Source organism: Paenibacillus hamazuiensis (assembly GCF_023276405.1).
Lineage (GTDB): Bacteria > Bacillota > Bacilli > Paenibacillales > NBRC-103111 > Paenibacillus_AF > Paenibacillus_AF hamazuiensis.
Genome location: NZ_JALRMO010000001.1, coordinates 6,257,723 through 6,279,801, shown reverse-complemented (window position 1 = coordinate 6,279,801; position 22,079 = coordinate 6,257,723). Strand labels below are relative to the sequence as shown.

Below are 22,079 nucleotides of genomic sequence, written 5' to 3'. Positions count from 1 at the left end.
CGCTCCTTGCACAATCAATCGGATTTGCGCCGGACATATTCGGGCATTAAACTTTTCACGACGGGAGCCGTCTCCGGCGACTGAGCAAGTCCGGCCATGGTCTCGGCGACGGTTCGCGCCAATACGTCCAGCGGGACGCCGACCGCCGAAACGGGAACCTCGAGCCGCTCCAAATGCGGCATGTTATCGTAGCTGACCAGCGCCATATCCTCGGGCATGCGTACGCCCGACGCCTGAAGCGCGCGCACGATCCCGGTCGTCAGGTCGTAGCCGCTGCTGACGATCGCTTGCGGCTTGTCCGCGAGTTCAAGCAGACGTTTGGCGGCGATATAGCCCTGCTCCCAGTCGTTGCCGGACGTCCTGAGCACCCAGGACGGATCGGCAGGCAAACCGCACATCGACAGTCCTTCGAAATACCCGGTCATTTTTTCGGAATTTTGCGCGGCCGGGTCCTCTTTGCCGACATAGGCGATTTTCCTGTATCCGCGTTCGGCGAGACGCTCTACGGCGAGCCGGATCGACAGGCGGCGGTTGATGTCGATATAGGAAACGGAAGGGCGGTCCGTCTTGCCGATGGTGAGCAGCGGCATGGACGACGGCGTAGAGAGCGGCGTCTCGCCGAGAGCGGCGCCTTCAAATTCAAGCACTCCGTCCAGGCGCAGCTGCTCGAACAACCGGATCGCCTCCTGCCCGGCGTGGATCGACAGCAGCATCGTATACCGGTGGTTCAACAGCTCGCGCTGAATTTCCGTCAGCAGGGCCGACAGAAATGTCCGCTCCACCGTCGGCCAGACCGCTCCGATAATCCCGGTGCGTCCGGTCACCAGCATCCGGGCGGCGAAATTCGGCTTGTAGCCGAGCTGCTCTGCGGCCTGCACGATTTTTTTCTTGGTGGCCGGCTTGACCAGGGGGCTGTCGTTCAGCGCCTTGGCGACAGTGGAATAGCTGACGCCCACCAGCCGGGCGATGTCTTTGATTGTAACGCTCATGGTTTCCTCCCAAGCGGGTTTCCTTATGTAGCAAAGTCCATAGTGAAGAGTTTACTACAGGACGGCCGAAATAACAACGTTGTTATTTGGAGAAAAATATACCATCGCCCGTTGGTCTTGAGAAGCCGGCATTGCTGCTATGGAGCCCTGCTCCCGGCGCGGCGCAGCGCCGGGCCGCATGGCGGCGGTTAGCCGCAGCCCGGACGTTTCCGGGGTTCCGGGTTGCATTCTGCACATCCAGGTTAAATGCTGCACACCGGCTTGTTTTGCCGCTGCGTGGGCGTTTCGGACGATCTCGTTATCTGCGGATGATGCGATGTTCTCCGTTTGCGGCTACGATGGGATAGGCGGTTTATTTGCGATTAGCGAACCGCAGTTCCGCCATGGTCCCGCTTAACCCGACGACATTGGGCCATGGGGAGGATAAGCTCTCAAAAAAAATTCGGCCGGCGGAAATAGCGGTTGAAGACAAGATGAGCTCAAGGTACAATATGGACGGAGCGCCGCCGCGAGCTCATGGATTATCGGTTAACCGCATTCGCCGAAATTTCACCGGAAACGGGCGGGTGCATGTATTTTACTTTTTCACCAATCGAAGGAGGAACCGCAAGTGAGTAAAGTATGGTCCAAGACGATGGCCGATTCTTTCATCAAAAAGTATCCGCTCGTCGCCGATATGCCTTTTCAGAAAAGAAGATGCTGGAACTATGAAAACGGCTGCGCATTGACCGCGATGGAGCGGATGTGGCGCACGACCGGGGATGACCGCTACTACGACTACATTAAGGAAAATATGGATGTGTTCATCCGCGAGGACGGCACCATCGATACGTATAATCTGAACGAGTACAACGTGGACATGATCAATCAGGGCAAGACGTTGTTCCTGCTCTATGAAAAGACGGGCGAGGACAAATATCGCAAGGCGATCGAGCTGCTGGTCACCCAGCTCAAGGGGCATCCGCGCACGAGCGAGGGCGGACTTTGGCACAAGAAAATATACCCGTTCCAAATGTGGCTCGACGGCGTATACATGACTTCGCCGCTGCTTGCGCAGTATGCCGCGACGTTTAACGATCCGCATTGGTTCGACGATGTGGCGAACGAGATTTTGCTGATGGAAAAAGTATCCCGCGACCCGGCTACGGGGCTGCTGTACCACGGCTGGGACGAAAGCAGGGAGCAGCGCTGGGCGAACAAGGAAACCGGCTGCTCGCCGCATTTCTGGAGCCGCGCCATCGGCTGGTACGTTATGGCGATCGTCGATGTGCTGGACTTCCTTCCGCTCGGACATCCGCAGCGCGGACAAATCATCGGCATCTTCCACCGCCTGGCGGAAGCGCTGATCAAGGTGCAGGACGAAACGTCCGGATTATGGTATCAGGTGCTCGATCAAGGGGGGCGCGAGGGCAATTATTTGGAAGCTTCCGGCTCGTCGATGTTCACGTGTGCGCTCGCCAAAGGCGCCAATAAAGGCTACCTCGGCGGCAGCGCAATGAAAGCTGCGCAGCGCGGATTTCAAGGCCTTCTCGAGCGCTGCGTCGAAGAAGAGCCGGGCGGCACTTACCGCCTGAACCATATTTGCAGCGTCGCCGGACTCGGCGGCAACCCGTACCGCGACGGCTCATTCGAGTATTACATCAGCGAACCGACGCGCGCCGACGACCCGAAAGGCTTTGCGCCGTTCATCATGGCCTGCCTCGAAATCGAAGCGGCCGGCGCGGTCGAGTAAGCGGCGATCGGCAGAAAAAAAAGCTCGATAAGCAGGCGGATTAGAAATAAACCGCATTCTCAAGGATCCCGGCGGCCAAAGCCGGGATCCTTTGCATTGCCGGATAATCGGGTCGATACTACAGGTTCATCATGCTTCTGAACGCTTTTATTTTCCCTCTGCTTACCGGCACCTTGGTGCGGCCCGCCTCGTTCATCGTGAGCAGGTAAGTGCTGTGAAACCAGGGTACGATTTCGACAATGTGCTTCAGGTTGACGATATAATTCCGGTGGGTACGAAAGAAATAGCCGGTTTTGTTCAGGATGGCTTCCAGCTCGTGCAGCGACAGATCGCAGGGGGCGACACTGTCCTTCGTCGCCACGAACAGCTCTTTTTCCTCTACGTACGCATAACGGATGTCCCCGACGGATATCGGGATAAGCCGGTTTTGCTTCCGCACGCAGATCCTCTCTTCGCCCGCATATCCTTTTCCTTCGCTGATTTTCGATCTTGCCTGAAGCGATTTGACTTTTTTGATGGCGTCGTCCAGCTTTTGTTCCATAATGGGTTTCGTCAAATAACTGACGGCAGGTGTGTCGAACGCTTCCAGGGCGTATTCCTGAAAAGCCGTCGAAAAGATAATGAACGGAGGGTTCGGCATTTGATTCAGCTTTTTGGCCAGCTCCAAACCGTTCATTCCCGGCATTTCGATATCGAGAAAAAGCAAATCGGGTTCGAGCTCTATGATTTGCGGCAGGGCCTCGAGCGGATTGTGCCGGACCGCAACGATCCGCAGGTCGATATATTTTTGCAGCATGTATTCCAATTCGGAACAAACGGCCGGTTCGTCGTCAATGATCATCGTTTTTATAAACATGCTCCATCGCTCTCCTTCAAAAAATGGGCGTGGCCGGGGATATCGACGGTTATCGTCGTGCCGCGGCCCGGCGCGCTTTTGACCCGGACCCCGTATTCTTTTCCGTATATCGAACGGAGCCGGTTGTGGACGTTGGAGAGCCCGATTCCTTTCGTGCGTTCGCTCAGAATATCGGACAATCGCTGCTCCTGAATGCCGACGCCGTTGTCCTCAACGACGATGCGCACTTGATTGCGTATTTTGCTGGCGCCGATAACCAGCCTGCAATCGTTCGTTTTCGGGAAAAGACCGTGGCGAACCGCATTTTCGACCAGAGGCTGCAGGGTCAGGATCGGAACGGGTACGTTTAGCACGGCCGGATCGATATTCATGGATATGTGCAGCCGGTTCGCGAATCGGACTTTTTCAATCTCCAGGTAAGAGACGACTCCGTCCAGCTCCTCTTTCAGGCTATGATAATGGCTCTTGTTGTTTAAGCTGCGCCGCAGCAGATCGCTTAAACTGCCGAGGAGACTCCTTGCCAAGTCCGGGTTTATTCGGCAGTAGGACATGATCGTACTCAGCGTGTTGAACAGAAAATGCGGATTGATTTGCGCCTGAAGCGCTTTTAATTCGGCCTGCTGGCGCATTCTGTATTGGTTTTCGGCCTCGGCCAGCTCGATTTGAACCGACAGCAGCTTGGCCAATCCGTCGATCAATTTGAGGTTGGTTTGCGTCAGCTTGGAGCTGTTCGCAAAGTAGAATTGCAAGGTGCCGACCGGCTCGTTCTTATGGTACAGCGGAACGCCTACCCCCGTTTTTAACGGCGAAGGGGCGGACAGTTCCTTCACATCGCTGCGGCGCGCGGCGATCTTTACTCTCTTTTCCTTCAGGACGGTTTTTATCGCCTCAAGGCTGATCGCTTTACCTTCGGGGAGGTGCTCACCGATGCCTTTGTAGCTTAATACCTTCGTGAAATCCGTAATGGCGATCGCATCCACCGCCGTCATTTTATATATCGTCTCCGCCGTGTGTTCCGCGGATTTTTCATTCAGGCCCGTTCGCAGCTGCGGAAGGGTACGGCTGGCGATATCGAGCGCAAGATTGGCGGCTGCGGCGCCGGACTGGTCCTGCATCATTTTGATCTGGATAAAGATTCGCATGAATATCGCAATGCCCACGACTGTTGCGGCCGTAGTCGGCAGGGCGATTTTTAACTCCAGATCGAGCGCAGCCTCGAACGGCTTCGCCAGCGCTAAAACCAGCGTTTTCTGGATGATTTCCGCCCCTGCGCCCAGCATCAGGATATGCCGCCAATTGATCCTGGACATGCCGAACTTTAGCCCGAACAGTCCGCCGAACAAACCGCAAAAAACGGTGGAGACCCCGCAAGCGGCTGCGGTAAATCCGCCGAGCGAATATCGGTGAATGCCGCCGATCAAACCGGATATAACCCCGACCACAGGCCCTCCGGCGACTCCGCCGACAACGGCTCCCACGATCCGGGTATTGGCCAATGCGCCGTTTACCGGAACGCCGTCGACGGTGCCGATGACGGACATAAAACCGAATAATGCCGACAGGACGGCGATTCGCGCGAAGCTGTTTTTCTCGTAAAAGAAGCTTCGGAAAAAATCGATTTGTCCCAGAAGCAGTGCGGCTAACGCAATGACGGAAATGTTTTTGATAAGCTCAATCAGGATGTGCATACCATGGGAAGCCTCCAAACTTTTGCATCTCAAACGGCAATAGCTGCAGCTCGGCGATCGTTTTTGAATTCCGGGCAGCATATCGTGGAAAAAGCAAGCTGCGGTTTAATAAAATGATGGTACCCGCGTGGCTATAATTCTTTAAACAGGGGAGGATATGATGAACGCCATTTTGCAATCATTATAACATAAAAAAATGTAAGCGATTGCGGCCGGAGTGGTTCGGGGCCGGTCGCCCGCAATTTTTCACAGCATTACATCATATTCCTTTAGACCGGAGGGTCCAACGATGAGTCAATCCGTAGAGCAGCTAAATCATCGGCGCATCGCGGCCAACATTTTCAAAGGTTCGGTCGGAAACCTGATCGAATGGTACGATTGGTACGTTTATGCCGCATTCGCCGTTTATTTCTCGTCCGAGTTTTTCCCCAAGGGGGACCAGACCAGCCAGCTGCTGAATACAGCGGCGATTTTCGCCGTCGGCTTTTTGATGCGCCCGATAGGGAGCTTGCTGCTGGGCCGCTACGCCGACCGCCACGGCCGCCGTGCCGCGCTGACGCTGTCCATCAGCGTGATGGCCGGCGGTTCGCTGATCATCGCCTGCACGCCCGGCTATAACTCCATCGGCGTGCTGGCTCCCGTTATCCTTGTTCTCGCCCGCCTGCTGCAAGGCTTGTCGCTGGGAGGGGAATACGGAACGTCGGCGACGTACCTGTCGGAAATGGCCAGCCGCGGCCGCCGCGGCTTTTACTCCAGCTTCCAATATGTCACGCTGATTGCCGGGCAGCTGGTGGCGCTGGGCATTCAGATCATTCTGCAGCAGATTCTCAGCGAGCCCGATATGAAGGCGTGGGGTTGGCGCATTCCGTTTGTCATCGGGGCGCTGGGGGCGCTTGCCGTATTGTGGCTGCGACGCTCGATGGACGAATCGGAGCAGTATGCGAAAATGAATTCCGCCAGCCGGTCCGAAGCGGGAACGATGCGGGCCCTGATGAAGCATCCGAAAGCGGTGCTGACCGTAGTCGGCCTGACGCTGGGAGGAACCGTCGCCTTTTACACGTACACTACGTATTTGCAGAAGTTCATGGTGAACACGACAGGGCTTCCCAAGGAGGTCGTGAGTTGGATCAACTTCGCCGCTCTGCTGGTCTTTACGATTCTTCAGCCTCTCGTCGGCATGCTGTCCGACCGGGTGGGACGGCGTCCGCTGCTGATCGGCTTCGGTGTTCTCGGAACTCTGCTTACCGTGCCGCTGTTCCTGATTCTGGAGCAGGCGAAAAATCCGGTCGGCGCGTTCCTGCTTATGATGATAGGCCTTGTCATCGTATCCGGCTATACTTCCATTAACGCAATCGTGAAAGCGGAGCTGTTCCCGACGAAAGTCCGCGCCCTCGGCGTAGGTTTCCCGTACGGAGTGACCGTGGCCATATTCGGCGGGACCGCGGAGTACATCGCGTTATGGTTTAAGAGCATCGGCTCCGAGCAGCTCTTTTATTACTACGTAGCCGCATGTATCGCCGTAAGCTTCATCGTGTACTGGAGGATGAACGAGTCTTCGAAGCACTCCCGCATCGAAGCCGAGCTGGATGAAGACCCGAAGTCCGCTAACCCGAATCGGAAAAAGTAAATAGATCAATCTCCCCGTTATGGGGGATGCATCATGCACAAAAAAGGTGCCGCTTTTGTTTTGAAAAGCGGCGCCTTTTTTGTTTTGGGCGGAAATGGTATATGGGATAAAACATGACACAAATATGGCGAAATATACTGCGGTCACGATGTGAACATCGTTAAGTTAATGTGGAAAGCCGAATAACAAATTCAACCAAAACCGAATTATAATAAGTGTAAATTATTTTAATGTTCGTATATTAAAGGACAAATATATATATTTTCTAAAAATAACGTGCCCGGTATTGAATATGGTGAAGGATTCGGTTAAATTGATATGGTGTAATTAAATATTACACAATCGATCCGATTTTTAAACTGAAACTATCATTTATATAACATTATATGTAATAAACAATATGGAGGATTGGTCAAAATGAGGTCTGCAATGGCGCTTTCGCTCTCCACCGTCGCGATGACCGCTTCGTTCATGATATGGAATGTGTTTTCTCCGATTGCCGGCCCGCTGCAGGAGCTTTTTCAATTAAGCACGATTCAGAAAAGCGTCCTGATCGCCACGCCGGTGCTGCTCGGATCGGTGATGCGGATTCCGATGGGCATTTACACGGATCGGTTTGGCGGCAGGAAAGTGTTTGCGCTGACGATGCTGTTCCTCGTTTTGCCCATGCTGCTGGCCGTCAGGGCCGATTCCTTCGGCATGCTGCTGCTCTGCGCTTTTTTGACCGGCATGGCGGGATCGACCTTCTCGATTTCTCTCACGTACATTTCAAAATGGTATCCCCCCGAGAAACAGGGCTTTATCCTTGGTTTGGCCGGGCTTGGGAATTTGGGCGTTGCCGCTTCCAGTTATCTCGTTCCGGTGGTGCTCGGCGAATATGGCCTGAGCACGGTATTTTACGCTTACTCGATCATGATTGTCGCGATGGCGGCCGTATTTTGGCTCGGAACGACGGATTTGCCGAAACCGGCTCAAGCGAAGACGTTTAAGCAGTCGCTCTCCGTCGTGAAGTATAAATCGACCTGGTACTTATCCGTGTTTTATTTCCTGACCTTCGGCGGTTTTGTGACATTCAGCGTATATTTGCCGACTTTTTTGAAGGAATTGTTCGGCCTCGCGGCTGCCGATGCAGGGTTAAAGAGCGCCGGTTTCGTCGTCATGGCGACGCTCATTCGGCCGCTCGGTGGCTACATGGCCGACCGGTTCGGCTCGCGCAGGGTGCTTATGGTCGTTTTCGGGGGTATCGCGCTGTCCGCGATACTGATCGCCTGCAGCTTGAACGATTTAATTTTGTTCAGTGCCGGATGCTTGTTTGCTTCCGTCTGGCTGGGCATCGGCAATGGCGCCGTGTTCAAAATGGTTCCGGAGGTGGCAATCGGCAATACAGGAGCGGTCACCGGATTCGTCGGCGCCGCCGGAGGCATCGGCGGCTTCTTTCCGCCAATTGTATTGGGCTTCATTAAGGACATGACGGGATCATATACCGCCGGTTTCATATTGCTCATGCTTTTTGCCTTGGCATGTTTATGGATAAACCGGTCCGCAGGCCGGAAGAAGCCGTCCGAGCAGGAGACGCTAAGACCGGCATTGATCGAGAAAATAACGGGCTGAGATCGGCTTGAATTCACGGAGGTAACGATATGGCTAAACAAAAACTTATCCTGGTAGGCAACGGGATGGCAGGTGTCAAATGCATCGAAGAAATCTTGAAGCTTGCCCCGGATGCTTTCGATATTACGATTTTCGGCAGCGAGCCGCATCCGAACTACAACCGGATCATGCTCTCGAAGGTGCTTCAGGGCGATACGACCGTCGAGGATATTACGATCAACAGCCGCGAATGGTACAAGGAGAATGGAATCAAGCTGTTTACCGGAGAAACGGTGGCCAAGGTCGTCACCCACCGCCGGCAGGTCATAACGGAGAACGGGTTGACCGCCGATTACGATCATCTGATTTTGGCGACCGGATCCGTGCCTTTTATGCTGCCTTTGCCTGGTGCGAACAAGACGGGAGTGACCGCCTTCCGGGATATGAACGACTGCCGCAACATGATCGAGGCGTCCAAAACATACAGGAAGGCGATCGTCATCGGAGGCGGTCTGCTCGGTCTTGAAGCGGCTCGCGGCCTGCTCAATCTCGGCATGGAAGTCGAAGTGGTGCACATTTTCCGCTACCTGATGGAACGGCAGCTCGATCCGGTCGCTTCGGATATGCTGAAAAAAGAGCTGGAGCGGCAAGGAATGCGGTTCCTGCTCGAAAAACAGTCGGACGAAATCGTCGGCAAAGATCGCGTGGAGGGGCTGCGCTTCAAGGATGGAACGGTGGCGGCCGCAGATTTGATCGTGATGGCGGTCGGCGTCAGGCCGAACGTGCAGCTCGCCAAAGACAGCGATATTTTAACGAACCGCGGCATCGTTGTGAACGATCGTATGGAGACGAACATTCCGCACGTTTATGCGGTCGGCGAGTGCGCAGAGCATCGTGGAATCGTATACGGTCTCGTAGCCCCGCTGTATGAGCAGGGAAAGGTGCTCGCGCAAAAAATATGCGGGGCGGCGACGGAGGGGTACCACGGTTCGGTGCTGTCGACCCAGCTCAAAGTGTCCGGTGTCGATGTCTTTTCCGCAGGGGAAATCGTCGATTCCGAGGACACCGAAACGATACAAATGTATGACGGAGTCCGGGGCAAGTATAAAAAAATATGGGTTAAGGACGGAAAAATCGTCGGAGCCGTCCTTTTCGGAGACAGCAGCGAGGGAGCGAAGCTGCTCGGCTATATCAAGCAGCAGGCCGACGTGTCGGTGCTGGATGCACCAAGGGCCGCTGCGGGCGGCGCAATGGACGATTATGTTTGCGGCTTATCCGATAAGGAGACGGTATGCTCCTGCAACGGGGTTTCGAAGGGAGCCATTGTTTCGGCTATCCGCGAAAACGGGCTGGACACGTTCGAGCAGGTGCGGCAGTGCACGAAAGCGTCGAGCTCTTGCGGCGGCTGCAGGCCGCTGGTTTCGGCGATTTTGGACTATACGCTGGCGAATGAGGAACAGCCTGCAGCGGATAAGGAAACGGTGTGCGGCTGTACCGATCTGAGCCGCGAAGAGTTGAAGGAAGCTGTGCAAGGCAGGGGGTATGTATCAGTGGCGGAAGCCATGAGGCGGCTTCGTTGGAAATCGCCGGAGGGCTGCGGGGTCTGCCGTGCGGCGCTGCTTTACTACGTGGGCGCTGCCCCCGGTGAGGCGGCTTTAACGCCGTCTTCCGGCGTGCTGGCCGACGGGACGCAGGCGATCATTCCGCGGACGTACGGCGGCGCCGTCAGCGCAAGGCAGCTGCGGCGGATTGCCGATGTGGCCGACAAATACGGCATTCCGCACATTCGGCTGGCCGAGAACGGGCACCTGAAGCTGCTCGGCGTGGAGTCCGGCGATGTGCGATCGGTGCTCGCGGAGCTGGATATGCCGGCCGCCGTCGCCGATTACGGCCTGCCGGTCGCATCGGTTGCCGCCTGCGTCGGCGAGCGGTACGATCCGCATGCGATGCAGGATTCGGTTCGCCTTGCGGCTGCTCTGGAGCGCGCGCTCGAGCGGCTGCAGCTGCCGGGTGCCGTCTCCGTGGCAGTATCCGCCAGTCCGCAGCATAAGGCGGGCACGCTGGTCAAAGACCTCGGCATCGCCGGAGCGCCGGGCGGCTGGGAAATCTACGTCGGCGGCAGCGGCCAGGCGAAGCCGAAAAAGGGTGAGCTGCTGTGTACGGCGGCAAGCGACGAGGACGTGCTGTCCATCTCCGCCGCTTTTCTGCAGTGGTACCGGGAGGATGCTTATTACGGCGAAACGACAGCGGATTGGATCGAACGCGTCGGGCTTTTGCGGCTTCGCGAAGGTTTGTTTGATACAGGTTTCCGGGCGGGGCTGACCGGACGGCTTTACGCCTGGAATGACCCGACTGAAGGAGAAGAGCAAATAGAACTGCAGCCGAAGGCTGCCGGGACAAGGTGATCGTATGGGGATGAATCGAAGCGCGGAGATAAAGAGAACGGCCGCCGGGGCCGTTATGGATACGCAGTGTCCGTTTTGCAGCGTGCAGTGCAAAATGCAGATCGCCGAGGAAGCGGACGCGAACGGGCGCAAAACGTATACGGTTATTGCGAAGCCGAATGCCGCTTCGGAAGGGCGGCTTTGCGTCAAAGGGATGAATGCGTACCAGCATGTGATGAACGGCGAGCGCATCTTGCATCCGATGATCAAAAGAAACGGCCGGTGGGAGCGGATCCCGTGGGAAGAAGCTTACCGGCTGATTGCGGAAAAGTTCGGCGGCCTTCGCGGCCGCTACGGCCCCGATACGATCGGCGTTTACGGCGGAGGCTCGCTCACCAACGAGTCGGCCTACCTGCTCGGGAAATTCGCCCGCGTCGCGCTGAAAACCAAATATATCGATTATAACGGCCGTTTCTGCATGTCGGCGGCCGCTTCCGCCGGCAACAAGACGTTCGGCATCGACCGCGGGCTGACGAACCCTCTGTCCGACATTCCGCTGGCGAAATGCATCATCCTCGCGGGAACGAACATTGCCGACTGCCAGCCGACGCTGATGCCTTATTTTACGCGAGCGAAGGAGAACGGGGCGTTTCTGATCGCGATCGACCCGAGAGACACCGGCACGACCAAGATGGCGGACCTGCATTTGAAGGTCAAGCCGGGGATGGATGCGACGCTGGCAAATGGGCTGCTGAAAGTGATTTTGGAAGAAAACATGACCGACCCTGCGTTCATTCGGGAGCGCACGAAGGGGTTCGAGGAGCTGCAGGCTCATGTGGAGCGGCAAAATCTTGACGAAATCGCCGAACTGTCGGGAGTGCCTGCGGACTACATCCGCCAAGCCGCGCAGGCTTTCGGTAAAGCGGCGACCGGCATGGTGTTCACGGCGCGCGGAGTGGAGCAGCAGACCGACGGGTATATGGCGGTGCGCAATTTCCTCAACATCGCGCTCGTCACCGGACGCATCGGGAAGCCGGGCTGCGGCTACGGCGCCGTAACCGGACAAGGGAACGGTCAAGGCGGCCGGGAGCACGGCCAGAAGGCCGACCAGCTGCCGGGATACCGCCTGATCGAGAATCCGGAAGATCGCGCCTATGTGGCCGGGGTGTGGGGGATCGACCCGGATGAGCTGCCGGGGAAAGGCGTCTCCGCTTACGAGATGATGGAGAAGGTGCACGCGCAGGAAATTCGCGCTCTGCTCGTCATGGGCTCGAATCCCGTCGTTTCGAACCCGAATGCGAATTTCGTCGAGGAAGGGCTGAAAAAGCTCGAATTTTTGGTCGTCGCCGATATGCTGATGTCGGAAACGGCGCGTCTCGCCGATTTGGTGCTGCCGGCTTCGGCTTATCTGGAAAACGAAGGCACGCTGACCAACCTGGAAGGGCGGGTGCTTCTGAGGGAAGCGAGCCGTCCTGTCCCCGGCGAGGTCAAGCACGATTGGCAAATTTTAAGCGATCTGGCCGAATCGCTCGGCCGCGGAGCTTATTTTCGCTTCGCTTCGGCGGAAGCGATCTTTGACGAGCTGCGCCTCGCCAGTAAAGGCGGGATTGCCGATTATTACGGCATCACCTACGAGCGGCTGCGGCGGGAGGAAGGGGTCTATTGGCCCTGCCCGTCTCCGGATCATCCCGGCGCAGGCCGGTTGTTCGAAGAGTCGTTTGCTCATGCGGACGGCAGAGCGGAGCTGACGCCGGTGGCGAACCATTTTCCGGACGAGACGGTGGATAACGAGTATCCGCTGCATTTGACGACAGGCCGCGTATTGAGCCACTACCTGACCGGGGTGCAAACAAGACGCAGTCCGTCGCTCCTGGCGCGGGATGTCGAATCGTTTATGGAAATTCATCCGAAGACGGCGCGAAAATACCGGATCGAGGACGGGACGCTCGTCCGACTGCAGACGAGGAGAGGTTCGATCGTCGTCCGCAGCCGCATAACGCCGGAAATCCGGCAGGATACGGTATTCGTGCCGATGCACTGGGGCGATCTGCAGAACGTCAATCGGATCACGAACCAGGCGCTCGACCCGACGTGCCGGATGCCGGGGTTTAAGGTTTGCGCGGTGCGGATTCAGCCGCTGATGACGGGGGTCGCTCCAATGCTGTAACAGCTGGGCACAAATAAGATCTGATGTGTCCGTTTTACTCCGGATGGTTCCTTGTCGCGCTGCCGATTGAATAAGGCGTGGTCACTCCTTCGTACGACAGGTGCATCGTCATGCCGGACGCAGCATGAACCAAGTTGTGGCAGTGATCCATCCAAACGCCGGGATTGTCCGCCCGGAATGCCACTTCGTACGTTTCCCCAGGCTGCAAATCAAGCGTATCCGACCACCATGTGCCGCTTACCGGTTTTCCGTTCTTCGTCAGCACCAGCATGTGGTGTCCGTGCAGATGCATCGGATGGTCGACCATACTCCGGTTGATGATCGTCGTCTTGACCAGATCGCCTTCACGAACCATAAACATCGGCGTATTTGGAAAAACTTCTCCATTGATCGTGTACAGCATGTTGAATTGTCCGTTGTAAAAGCCGAGCTTGTTATCCAGAACCATCGTAAATTCCCGGTCGAACTTGCTGTCTGCGTTAAAAGGAACCTGCGCGGAGCCTCCGTACTCCGCCGGATCGAATGCGGGCAAAGCGGCGGAAGCGGCCGCCGGAATGCCGCCGGTCCCATCCGGAGTCATCAGCAATCCCAGCTTGTTTTTACTGTTTCCGATCCCCAGGAAGACGGGGCTGTCCGGCATGATAAACGAGATGTCGTAGCGGCCGCCGGTCGTCAGCTCCAAAGCGGTGTCGCTCAAAACGCCGGGCTCGTGCAAGTCCGTTCCGTCAATGGCGACGACCTGAAAGGGCGCGCCGGTTAACGTATAGGTTTGCCGCACCCAGTCGTCCGTATTCACGAGCCTTAGCCGCACGGGCGTCCCCGGAGCGACGATCATTTTATCCGTCGAATCGTTCGCGCCATAGGCCAAGGTGTCGTCCCATTTATGGGTGATGATCGTCATATCTTTGCCGTTCGGAGCCATGCCGGATTTCGGCTCGACGATCAGCGGGCCGAATAACCCTTTTTGCACCGCTTCTTTGGACGATTGGTGCGAATGGTACCAGAACGTGCCCGCCTGTTCCGCGACAAACCGGTACGTGTAGGTTTCCCCCGGCATTACGGCCTCCTGGGTGGCGCCGGCCACGCCGTCCTCGGCATTCGGCACGTCCAGGCCATGCCAATGAATGGTAACGCCTTGCTCGATATCTTTGTTGATCAGCGTGACCTCGACAAGCTCGCCTTGCTTTATTCGCAGCTCAGGACCGGGAATTTGCCCGTTATAAGTCCAGGCGTCTACGGCTTTGCCGGAGCTGAGGCGGACTGTCTTTTTCTCGGCGGTCAGCGTAAATTTCCGGTCCGGCGTGCCGGTGCGCGGTCCCGTCAAATCGGTTACGGAGACCATTTTGGCGAAGGAGGAGGCTCCATTGCCGCTTCCGGCCAGATGGTTCATGTGGTTGTGATCGAGAGCGATGCCTTTGCCGTAGTCGGCCGGCCCGGTCATCATATCCATTTTTCCGGGCAGCAGGCTGTTTTGCATGGAGAAATAAAACAACCCGACGAACGCGGCGGCAACGACCGCCAATATGCCGACATTTCTTGCAAACGCGAGCCATGGGCGGTAACGAACGACGGCGTCCGGGACGCTTACGGCTTTCATCCGGCGGCTGTGCCGCTTCCAAAGTACGGCGACGGCGGCAAGAAACAGGCCGGCCGGGATCAAGTCCGGCCAGGCGAACGGAACCGGAGGCGCAAGCACGTAATAAAACGATACAACGGCGCCCAGCGCAGCGGCCTGAAACGGAACGATCAGCCCGGGAGCTGCGGCAAGCCTGCGAACGTTCGCCCCGGGGAGTTCCTCATCCGCAGAAAGCTTCGTCTCCCTGCGCAGCCGCACAAGCTTCGGCACGGCAGCCAACCATACGGCTAAAAGCGGAATGCCTGAAAGAGGTATGTGGACAAATGCCTGATCCTGCCAAAACACCGGATTCAGCGCTGTAATCATACTTATCGCAATGTACAGCACGGCTGAAGCGGGAACCGCGACGTACCCGGCCCAAAAAAGCAGCTTGCCCGCCTTGCGCCGCATTTGTCCTCCCGAAGGACTGTAAATAAGCCGGGAAGCTTTACTTCCCGCGATCCACGATAAAAGGAACATCAGCAACAAACATCCGAGCTCGGATGGTATCCATACCGTATACAAAATAAATCCCCCTTGGTTAGTCGAATTACACTAACCATTGTAGCTTCCGGGCCGAGGTGGCAAAACCGCCTCAGGAGGGGATGTGGGGCTGGACCTCGGACGGATGGCCGAATCCGGCCCGAATCGGGTACGGAAGGACGGCGAAGGTGCTTAAGCCTGCAGCTGCCGGGCCGCCGCACCCGCTTTGGAGATGCGGATCGCCATCAGGGAGGCGAACAGGCATACGAAGCCTGCCGTAACAAACGGCACGGTATAGGAGCCGAGCGAATCGCGCAGCGCACCTGCGCCGTAAGCGGCAACGGAAGCGCCGATCTGGTGGGCGACGACGACCCAGCCGAATATCATGCCCGCCTTTTCCTTGCCGAACTCCTTCGTGGCGAGCTTGACGGTCGGCGGTACGGTGGCAATCCAATCCAAACCGTAAAACACGGTGAAGATCATAAGCATCGTCGGGCCGGCACCGAGCGCATAGGGCAGAAACAGCAGCGAGAGACCGCGAAGCCCGTAATACCAGAACAGCAGCCAGCGGCTGTCGAAACGGTCCGACAGCCAGCCGGACAGCGTCGTGCCGAACAGGTCGAACATGCCCATAAGAGCGAGCATGCCCGCCGCCATCACCTCCGGAATGCCGTAATCTCCGCAGGCGGGAATCAGGTGGGTGCCGATCAAGCCGTTGGTCGAGAACCCGCAAAAAAAGAACGTGCCGGCCAACAGCCAGAAGGTTTTATTGCCAAGCCCCTCACGAAGGGCAAGCAGCGGCGCCAGAAACAAATTCCCTTGGAACGGAGCCGGCTTAACAAGCTTATCTTCGCCATAAGGCGGGACGCCTTTCTCGTACGGGTGGTTCCGCATCCAGACAGCCGCAATGACCAGCACGACCGCGATAACCGCAACAGCCGTATACATCGCATAACGCCAGCCCGCATCTACGGTGATTTTAGCGAGCAGCGGCAGGAACAAGAGCTGTCCGGTTGCGGCGCTTGCCGTGAGCAAGCCGACGACAAGCCCTTTTCGCTGCGCAAACCAATGGTTGGTGACCGTCACCCCGAGCACGTTCGCCATCATGCCGGTAGCAAGCCCGCTGACAAGTCCCCAAAGAATCTCGAATTGCCACAGGGACGTCATCCAAGGCGTAACCGCGAGGCTGGCGGCGAGTACCGCCAAAGAGATGACCATCATTCTGCGTATGCCGAACCTTTCAAGCAGCGCGGCGGAAAAGGGGCCTACCAGCCCATAGAGGAAGATGCCGAACGATATGACGCCGGAAATGCTCCCCCGGTTCCATCCGAATTCTTTCTCGAACGGCAGCATCAGTATGCTCGGCATCGAACGGACCCCTGCCGAAACGATCAAGGTCACGAAGGTGATGAGGACAACCACCCACCCGTAATGGAATTTTGATGATGAACTGCTTGGAGACATCTCCAGTTCACTCCTTAAAATTTATTTTAGTTGTACATGCAAAATAAAAAAGAAAAAAATTAATGCTTTTCCAGCTTTTCGCTGGTCAGCTCCAGGTCCTTGGACAGCTGCTGCGCAGCTTCGGAGCCGAGAAGAGCTTCATAACGGGTCTTCAGGCTTCTGGATGCCTGTCGAATCGTATCTTCGAGTTCTTTGCCCTTGTCAGTCGGATACACAAGCACGGTCTTGCCGTTCACTTTACGTTCGACAAGCCGTCTGCTTTCCAGCTTATCGATAAACCTGGTAAGCGTGGAAGCGGCGATGGACAGCTTGTCGGCCAGCTCTTTTTGGGAGATGCCCGGGGTTCCGTTCACAAGGCGAATGATGTATCCATACATGGGGGTAAGCCCGGTCGGCGCGAATTCTTCCTCCGCCATCTTGGTGATGGCGCGGCCCAATCGGTTCGCTGTGAAAAACAGGCACTCGCGGAGGAAACTATCATCCATGCCAAACACCTCCTTTGTTAATTTTGTATGTACAACGAAAATTATATATCGGTTTTTCTTTTTTGTAAACCCTGATTTTAACCGAAGTAGATCATTTTACAGCCGACTGATAGAATATGAACTAACAAAGACGAAACCGGAGGCGGATATGATCGATTGGCCTGAAGAAATCAGCCGTTTTATGCGGCGGACCGTGCCGGTGTTTATCCACTTGGCGGCAGCGAAGCCGGGGGCGGCTCCGTTTGTATGCAGAGGTTATGGTTTTCGGCTGGAGCCGAAAGCGGGGGTGCTTTGGACATATATTTTAAAGAGCCAGTGGCTGCGGTTAACGGATTATTCGGAACCGCCGGGGGAGCTGTCCGCTCTTCTCACCTCGGGAGTCGACAACGAATCGTATCAGTTCAAGGGACGTTTTGCCGATCTCCGTCCTCTTGCGAGGGAAGATGTCCTTGCTCTCGAAGAGCAGCGGAGGCGGGTTGAACTGCACATTCCCAATCTCGTACCGCTGATTCACGTATTGCCGTCCGACTGTGTGTCGGCCGGTTTTCGCGTCAAGGCGGTTTACTCGCAGACTCCCGGCCCCGGTGCCGGATTGCCGGTGATGGAAAGGAGCGGGGAATAATGCTTCCGTCAGAACTGCTGCCCGTCTTCGAAGGGGCATACCCTTCGTGTATCGTAACCAGCTCGGCCGAAGGGATCCCCAATATCGCCAATCTGACGCGGGTTTGGCATGTGGAAGGGCGTTTCGTTGCCGTAGCGAACCAGCTTTTGAACAAATCGTACCGGAATTTGACGGAACATCCGCTGGCGCTGCTCAAAATCGCCAATCCCCGCGATTTCGTTCATTGGGAGCTTATCGTTCGTTACCTTCGCTCCGAGCAGGAAGGTCCCCTGTTTGAACGGATCAGACAAGATTTGATGACCGTCTCCTGGATGGCCGGAGTTCCGCTGCCCGCGGAGGTAAGATCGGTTCTTGTATTTGAAGTCGTCTCGGCGCGCCAGTGTATCGAAGAGTCGTTTCATTTGAAATCGACTCCGGAGATGTACGGAGATTTGCTGAAGGTGCTGGCCGCCGCCCATGAATGGGACTGTTTATCTTATTGGATTCCGGAGGAAAATGGCCTGGATGTCAAGCTGCAGGCGTCACTGGGAGTTCCGGGAGCAGGGGTGGATATAGACGCATTCGGGGCCATGAAGCGGCTCGCGATATTGACAAGGAACGAAGGCCGCGTAATCCGGCTGAACAACATCCGTTCCCAGCTCAGGTATGTTCACTCCATACGGTCCCGGGATCAGGAGGAGGTCACATCGGCGATTCCGGTTACGGAAACGTCGCCTTCCAGTTACTTGGCTTTTCCCATCCTCTCATCCGGTACGGTGACAGGGATCGTCTGCTGCGAATTCGCAAGAGATCAGCCTCAGGTTGCTTATTCGCACGAGGACGGGTATCTTACCGAACTTGGAGTGAGGCTCGGAAAAACGATGCCGACCCTTCCGTCCGTTGCAGAGCAAGAGCGGGAAGAAATGTTCAGACAAGCTGTAGAGCTTGTCAGATTGCAATGGGATAAGAAAACCGATCCGTTCTATACGAATCTCAGTGCAAGGGAGCGGCAGGTGGCGGCTCACGTCGCCAAAGGATACACGAACGCGGAAATCGCCAGAATTCTATTTATCAGCCCGAGAACGGTAACGACACATCTGGAAAGAATTTATCAGAAGCTAAGCGTCCCTTCCCGGGCCGCCTTGACGCGATACGTGATGGAAAAGGGGCTTCTTGCGGATGGTAAGGAGATGGTTTGATAAATACGTAATTTCACCGATACCGGAAGATTTTTTTTACCGCTATGATGAGTGCATCCACAAAATCTCATGAAAGCGGTGCTGCTGTATGGTATTACTGGTTACGATTCATGTGTTGTCTGCGATGCTGGGCTTGGGGCCGGCATACGCCTTTCCGTTCATCCTGAGGAAAGTATCCACATTGGACGAAATGAAAAGGAATTTGCTGCAGGTTGCTTCCTTGGAGGTATTCCCCAAAATATTCGGTTCCCTCGCCTTCATTTCGGGCCTTGCCTTGTTTTTTATCGGCTCGTACGGACCGTTCATGCAGGTGTGGATCATAGGTTCGTTGGCCGTCTTTGCAGCGATCGAAATCCTTGTCATCGTGTATTTGAACCCTGCGGCCGGCCGGTTGATAAAACTGCTTGCGGAGTCCGAGACGGCCGCCTCCGATGTGCCCGCCGCGCATTTGACCGTGCTGTATACCCGCGTGCGAAACCTTCATCTGTGGTCCGGCATACTGGGAATATTGCTGCTGATCCTGATGATTGTCAAGCCGCAGTAAGGAGGTGGGAGCAATGGAAGATTTGCTGCTGCAACAATATTTATCCTGCCTTCGGATCGAAAAACGGATGCCGACGCTGGAATATTTGCGACTTTTGGTCGAGCGTCACCTGCACCTTGTTCCGTTCGAGAACTTGAGCAAGTTTCATTATTATTTGAATCGGGGAACGTCGGGTTTTAAGTGGTTTCCTTCCATGGATATCTACTTAGATCGGCTGGAACGCGAAAATCTCGGCGGGAATTGTTACATTCTGAACGTCCATTTCGGCAGTCTGCTTCGCGCCCTCGGGTTTCAGGCGGAGATCGTTCGCGCCACCGGCGGGAATGCTCATTGGGCGAACCGTGTGACTGTGGAAGGGCGGGCCTTTTACGTGGATATAGGCTATGGCGCGCCGCTGTTCGAGCCGCTTCGGCTGGAAGAAGAGCCCCGTTTCTTTCGCTGCGGGGAGGAAGTGGAAATCGTCCGCCTGAGCTCCACCCGTTTTATGATCGACCGGAGGGCGAACGGTCAAAGCATCGTCACCAAATATATCGAGTGGATGCCGGTGGAAGTAAATGATTTTGAACAGGATATCACCCATTCTCTGAGAGATGAAGATGATAACCCGTTTATGCGCCGAATCGTCGTTACTCTATTCAAGCAGGGAGCGGCTTATTCGGTGGTCGACCGGAAGCTGTTCGTCAAATCCGATCAGGGTACGGAAATTCACGAGTTTTCCCGCAAAAGCGACTGGATATCGATGATGGAAAAGTCGTTCGGATTTCGTCAAGCTGCGCTGGAGGAAGCCCTTCGGTTTATCGCCGAGCGGGGGAATCGGCTGTTTGCCGAACCGTAACGCAGGAACGGATCAAGCGAAGATCGGATCATCGGGTAGATGCGCTTCCCCAGTGTGACCACCGTTCTTTCTTTGGTCTGGGGAGGCGCGGTATTTAACTTGATCTGGAAAATTCCGCTCGAACCCGGGTTTCTCTTTTGCGGCTTGAAGCTCCCGATTTTAATTCCGCAGCCAGCAGGCTGCACAATACAAGCGCCACACCGGCCATCCCCGCCGGGACACCGAGCACCAGCGCCGTACCGAGCATGCCGATGCCGAGAGAAGCGGCTTTGCGCACGGTGACAGGTTCTTTGTCCAGCCATCTCATCAGCAGGCATACCAGAGCCGGGTATGCGTAAAACAGCATTTCAGCGAGGGACGCCGGGATGAGATAAAACGCCGTGAACAGTAGGGTTGCCATAACGGCGTACCCGCCGACGCCCATCAGATGCAGCGTTATTGTTTCACGGCGCGTGAGGGTAAAGCGGGGCCTGACGATGGCAAGCGTGCCCCAAAATAACGCCGCTGCAATGAGAAACCGGCAGGCGAGAAGCGTGCCGACCGTCATCCCTTCGCCGTAGGCGATTTTCGCAAAGATGCCCATGAGGCCGAAGCCAACTGCGGATACCACAACCATCAGCGTGCCGTAAGATGTGGTTTTCATGACGGCCTCCTCCTATTCCGCAAAAAACATCGACTCGCCGTCTTCCGGCACAAACACTCTCGACTCGATCCCCCTTGCAGCCATTTCCGTTCGCAAAGAGTCCCTTGTCAGAAAGCAATGGTTCCATGCATCCATATGAGCGGCAATGATCCTCGTGTCCGGACAAGCTGCGCACACCTGTGCGATATGCTCCGCAGTCATCGTAATCTCCCCGCCCTGCAAAAATTGCGCGGCGCCCGCGAACAGGGCGGTAACCGCCGGCCGGTACGTGCGCAGCGCCTCTTCGACCTCGCGGCACCAGACGGTATCTCCTGCGATATAAAGCGCCGGCTCGCCCGACGCTTGCAGCACGAAGCCGGATACGGGACCCATCGCCTGGTCGATTTCCCCTGTTCCATGCTGCCCTTCGGTGCGCGCGATGCGGATGTTCCCCCACACAGCGGCCTCTTTAATCGGCTGCACCTGAATGAAGCCTTTGCCGCGCAGCTTGTCCGCGTCTTCCGGCTGGCAGAAAAAGACGATGTCTCTGCGCAGCAGCACCTCGGCGACCGCATCGAAATGGTCGCGGCGACTGTGCGTCAGCAGAACGGCGTCCGCCGCGAGCAGCTCCTCCACGCCGACCTTGAGGTTAACGAGCGGATTGGGCCGCGCATTCGCCGTATTCGGCGTTGCCGGCATCGCTCCGGCCGGGCTTAGCATCGGATCGACCAGCAGCTTTTTGCCGGCAAAATGAATGAATAAAGATGAACTCGATAGTTGCCGTGCTGAAGCAGCCTGTCCAGAAACTCACTCAGCTCCGTCTGACCGGACGTCAGCACTTTCAACGAATAGCGGCCGTCGCCGCTGACCCGGAACGCTTCCGTAACAGCCGGCTCGGAGCGCACGAAGCAGTGGAAGGCGGTGTGATTGGTGCTTTTCATAAAAACGATAACAAGTGCGAGCAGCGGCTTGCCCAGCTTCTCCTCGTCCACCTGCAAGGTGTACGCCCGGATGACGCCGGCGTCTTCCAGGCGTTTGATCCGGCCCGCCACGGCTTGTCCGGTCAAAAACACCATCCTGCCGATGTCTTTCCACTGGATTCGTGAATTTTCGCGAAGGAGGCGGATAATTTCCATATCGATGCGGTCCAGTTCCATCGTATCAAGCTCCGTACAAAGTTGTTTGCTGCTAACCAGTA

General features: G+C 56.2%; 18 protein-coding genes. 9 read left to right on the top strand and 9 right to left on the bottom strand.

Annotated features, from left to right (window positions below; translation table 11 throughout):
- Positions 1–14: 14 nt before the first annotated feature.
- The gene (locus MYS68_RS27255; RefSeq protein WP_248928844.1) at positions 15–989 is read right to left on the bottom strand and encodes a LacI family DNA-binding transcriptional regulator; all 975 of its coding nucleotides are present in this window, start codon (positions 987–989) and stop codon (positions 15–17) included.
- Positions 990–1,599: 610 nt separating this feature from the next.
- Between MYS68_RS27255 and MYS68_RS27250 the strand changes: the two genes are divergently transcribed.
- The gene (locus MYS68_RS27250; protein WP_248928843.1) at positions 1,600–2,721 is read left to right on the top strand and encodes a glycoside hydrolase family 88/105 protein; all 1,122 of its coding nucleotides are present in this window, start codon (positions 1,600–1,602) and stop codon (positions 2,719–2,721) included.
- A gap of 118 nt (positions 2,722–2,839) precedes the next feature.
- On the opposite strand, the gene MYS68_RS27245 is transcribed toward MYS68_RS27250, so the two are convergent.
- Positions 2,840–3,577, bottom strand: a complete 738-nt coding sequence (locus tag MYS68_RS27245; RefSeq protein WP_248928842.1) for a LytR/AlgR family response regulator transcription factor — start codon at positions 3,575–3,577, stop codon at positions 2,840–2,842.
- Positions 3,568–5,265 carry a LytS/YhcK type 5TM receptor domain-containing protein gene (locus tag MYS68_RS27240; protein ID WP_248928841.1) on the bottom strand — a complete coding sequence of 566 codons (1,698 nt, stop codon included), beginning with the start codon at positions 5,263–5,265 and terminating at the stop codon, positions 3,568–3,570. The genes MYS68_RS27245 and MYS68_RS27240 overlap by 10 nt, the downstream gene beginning before the upstream one ends.
- Positions 5,266–5,554: 289 nt before the next feature.
- On the opposite strand from MYS68_RS27240, the gene MYS68_RS27235 reads away from it, so the two are divergent.
- The 4 genes from MYS68_RS27235 to nasC all read left to right on the top strand — a co-directional run bounded on the left by MYS68_RS27235 (position 5,555) and on the right by nasC (position 13,033).
- Positions 5,555–6,892: an MFS transporter gene (locus MYS68_RS27235; protein WP_248928840.1), complete on the top strand. Its 1,338-nt coding sequence runs from the start codon at positions 5,555–5,557 to the stop codon at positions 6,890–6,892.
- A 408-nt stretch (positions 6,893–7,300) separates the two neighbouring features.
- Positions 7,301–8,503, top strand: coding sequence for an MFS transporter (locus MYS68_RS27230; RefSeq protein WP_420852166.1), 1,203 nt, complete (start codon positions 7,301–7,303; stop codon positions 8,501–8,503).
- Between the two features lie 29 nt (positions 8,504–8,532).
- On the top strand, positions 8,533–10,887 hold the full coding sequence (nirB, locus tag MYS68_RS27225; RefSeq protein WP_248928838.1) for a nitrite reductase large subunit NirB: 2,355 nt from the start codon (positions 8,533–8,535) through the stop codon (positions 10,885–10,887).
- Between the two features lie 10 nt (positions 10,888–10,897).
- The gene (nasC, locus tag MYS68_RS27220; RefSeq protein WP_248928837.1) at positions 10,898–13,033 is read left to right on the top strand and encodes an assimilatory nitrate reductase catalytic subunit NasC; all 2,136 of its coding nucleotides are present in this window, start codon (positions 10,898–10,900) and stop codon (positions 13,031–13,033) included.
- Positions 13,034–13,067: 34 nt separating this feature from the next.
- Here nasC and MYS68_RS27215 read toward each other — a convergent pair whose 3' ends face one another.
- From MYS68_RS27215 to MYS68_RS27205, 3 genes are all read right to left on the bottom strand, one after another.
- Complete coding sequence (locus MYS68_RS27215) at positions 13,068–15,173, bottom strand: multicopper oxidase family protein (RefSeq protein WP_248928836.1); 2,106 nt, start codon at positions 15,171–15,173, stop codon at positions 13,068–13,070.
- A gap of 150 nt (positions 15,174–15,323) precedes the next feature.
- Complete coding sequence (locus MYS68_RS27210; RefSeq protein WP_248928835.1) at positions 15,324–16,595, bottom strand: MFS transporter; 1,272 nt, start codon at positions 16,593–16,595, stop codon at positions 15,324–15,326.
- A gap of 59 nt (positions 16,596–16,654) precedes the next feature.
- Entirely contained in the window at positions 16,655–17,080 is a 426-nt protein-coding gene (locus MYS68_RS27205; protein WP_248928834.1) for a MarR family winged helix-turn-helix transcriptional regulator, read from the bottom strand.
- Positions 17,081–17,228: 148 nt separating this feature from the next.
- Between MYS68_RS27205 and MYS68_RS27200 the strand changes: the two genes are divergently transcribed.
- From MYS68_RS27200 to MYS68_RS27185, 4 genes are all read left to right on the top strand, one after another.
- Positions 17,229–17,702, top strand: coding sequence for a hypothetical protein (locus MYS68_RS27200; protein WP_248928833.1), 474 nt, complete (start codon positions 17,229–17,231; stop codon positions 17,700–17,702).
- Complete coding sequence (locus tag MYS68_RS27195) at positions 17,702–18,880, top strand: response regulator transcription factor (RefSeq protein ID WP_248928832.1); 1,179 nt, start codon at positions 17,702–17,704, stop codon at positions 18,878–18,880. The genes MYS68_RS27200 and MYS68_RS27195 overlap by 1 nt, the downstream gene beginning before the upstream one ends.
- Positions 18,881–18,968: 88 nt before the next feature.
- The gene (locus tag MYS68_RS27190) at positions 18,969–19,424 is read left to right on the top strand and encodes a DUF2269 family protein (protein WP_248928831.1); all 456 of its coding nucleotides are present in this window, start codon (positions 18,969–18,971) and stop codon (positions 19,422–19,424) included.
- 13 nt (positions 19,425–19,437) lie between these two features.
- Complete coding sequence (locus tag MYS68_RS27185; protein WP_248928830.1) at positions 19,438–20,259, top strand: arylamine N-acetyltransferase; 822 nt, start codon at positions 19,438–19,440, stop codon at positions 20,257–20,259.
- Between the two features lie 94 nt (positions 20,260–20,353).
- Here MYS68_RS27185 and MYS68_RS27180 read toward each other — a convergent pair whose 3' ends face one another.
- The 3 genes from MYS68_RS27180 to MYS68_RS27170 are packed head-to-tail and all read right to left on the bottom strand — an operon-like array spanning position 20,354 to position 22,038.
- On the bottom strand, positions 20,354–20,902 hold the full coding sequence (locus MYS68_RS27180; RefSeq protein ID WP_248928829.1) for a DMT family transporter: 549 nt from the start codon (positions 20,900–20,902) through the stop codon (positions 20,354–20,356).
- Between the two features lie 12 nt (positions 20,903–20,914).
- Complete coding sequence (locus tag MYS68_RS27175; protein WP_248928828.1) at positions 20,915–21,601, bottom strand: MBL fold metallo-hydrolase; 687 nt, start codon at positions 21,599–21,601, stop codon at positions 20,915–20,917.
- Positions 21,595–22,038, bottom strand: coding sequence for an Lrp/AsnC family transcriptional regulator (locus MYS68_RS27170; protein ID WP_248928827.1), 444 nt, complete (start codon positions 22,036–22,038; stop codon positions 21,595–21,597). Before MYS68_RS27170 ends, MYS68_RS27175 begins: the two co-directional genes overlap by 7 nt.
- Between the last annotated feature and the right edge of the window lie 41 nt (positions 22,039–22,079).

Coding starts and splice junctions, on each gene's coding strand:
- nirB (WP_248928838.1), top strand. CDS start 8,533: ATGGCTAAACAAAAACTTATCCTGGTAGGCAACGGGATGGCAGGTGTC.
- MYS68_RS27235 (WP_248928840.1), top strand. CDS start 5,555: ATGAGTCAATCCGTAGAGCAGCTAAATCATCGGCGCATCGCGGCCAAC.
- MYS68_RS27210 (WP_248928835.1), bottom strand. CDS start 16,595: ATGTCTCCAAGCAGTTCATCATCAAAATTCCATTACGGGTGGGTGGTT.
- MYS68_RS27170 (WP_248928827.1), bottom strand. CDS start 22,038: ATGGAACTGGACCGCATCGATATGGAAATTATCCGCCTCCTTCGCGAA.
- MYS68_RS27245 (WP_248928842.1), bottom strand. CDS start 3,577: ATGTTTATAAAAACGATGATCATTGACGACGAACCGGCCGTTTGTTCC.
- MYS68_RS27180 (WP_248928829.1), bottom strand. CDS start 20,902: ATGAAAACCACATCTTACGGCACGCTGATGGTTGTGGTATCCGCAGTT.
- MYS68_RS27200 (WP_248928833.1), top strand. CDS start 17,229: ATGATCGATTGGCCTGAAGAAATCAGCCGTTTTATGCGGCGGACCGTG.
- MYS68_RS27175 (WP_248928828.1), bottom strand. CDS start 21,601: ATGCTAAGCCCGGCCGGAGCGATGCCGGCAACGCCGAATACGGCGAAT.
- MYS68_RS27205 (WP_248928834.1), bottom strand. CDS start 17,080: ATGGATGATAGTTTCCTCCGCGAGTGCCTGTTTTTCACAGCGAACCGA.
- MYS68_RS27195 (WP_248928832.1), top strand. CDS start 17,702: ATGCTTCCGTCAGAACTGCTGCCCGTCTTCGAAGGGGCATACCCTTCG.
- MYS68_RS27240 (WP_248928841.1), bottom strand. CDS start 5,265: ATGCACATCCTGATTGAGCTTATCAAAAACATTTCCGTCATTGCGTTA.
- MYS68_RS27185 (WP_248928830.1), top strand. CDS start 19,438: ATGGAAGATTTGCTGCTGCAACAATATTTATCCTGCCTTCGGATCGAA.
- MYS68_RS27190 (WP_248928831.1), top strand. CDS start 18,969: ATGGTATTACTGGTTACGATTCATGTGTTGTCTGCGATGCTGGGCTTG.
- nasC (WP_248928837.1), top strand. CDS start 10,898: ATGAATCGAAGCGCGGAGATAAAGAGAACGGCCGCCGGGGCCGTTATG.
- MYS68_RS27255 (WP_248928844.1), bottom strand. CDS start 989: ATGAGCGTTACAATCAAAGACATCGCCCGGCTGGTGGGCGTCAGCTAT.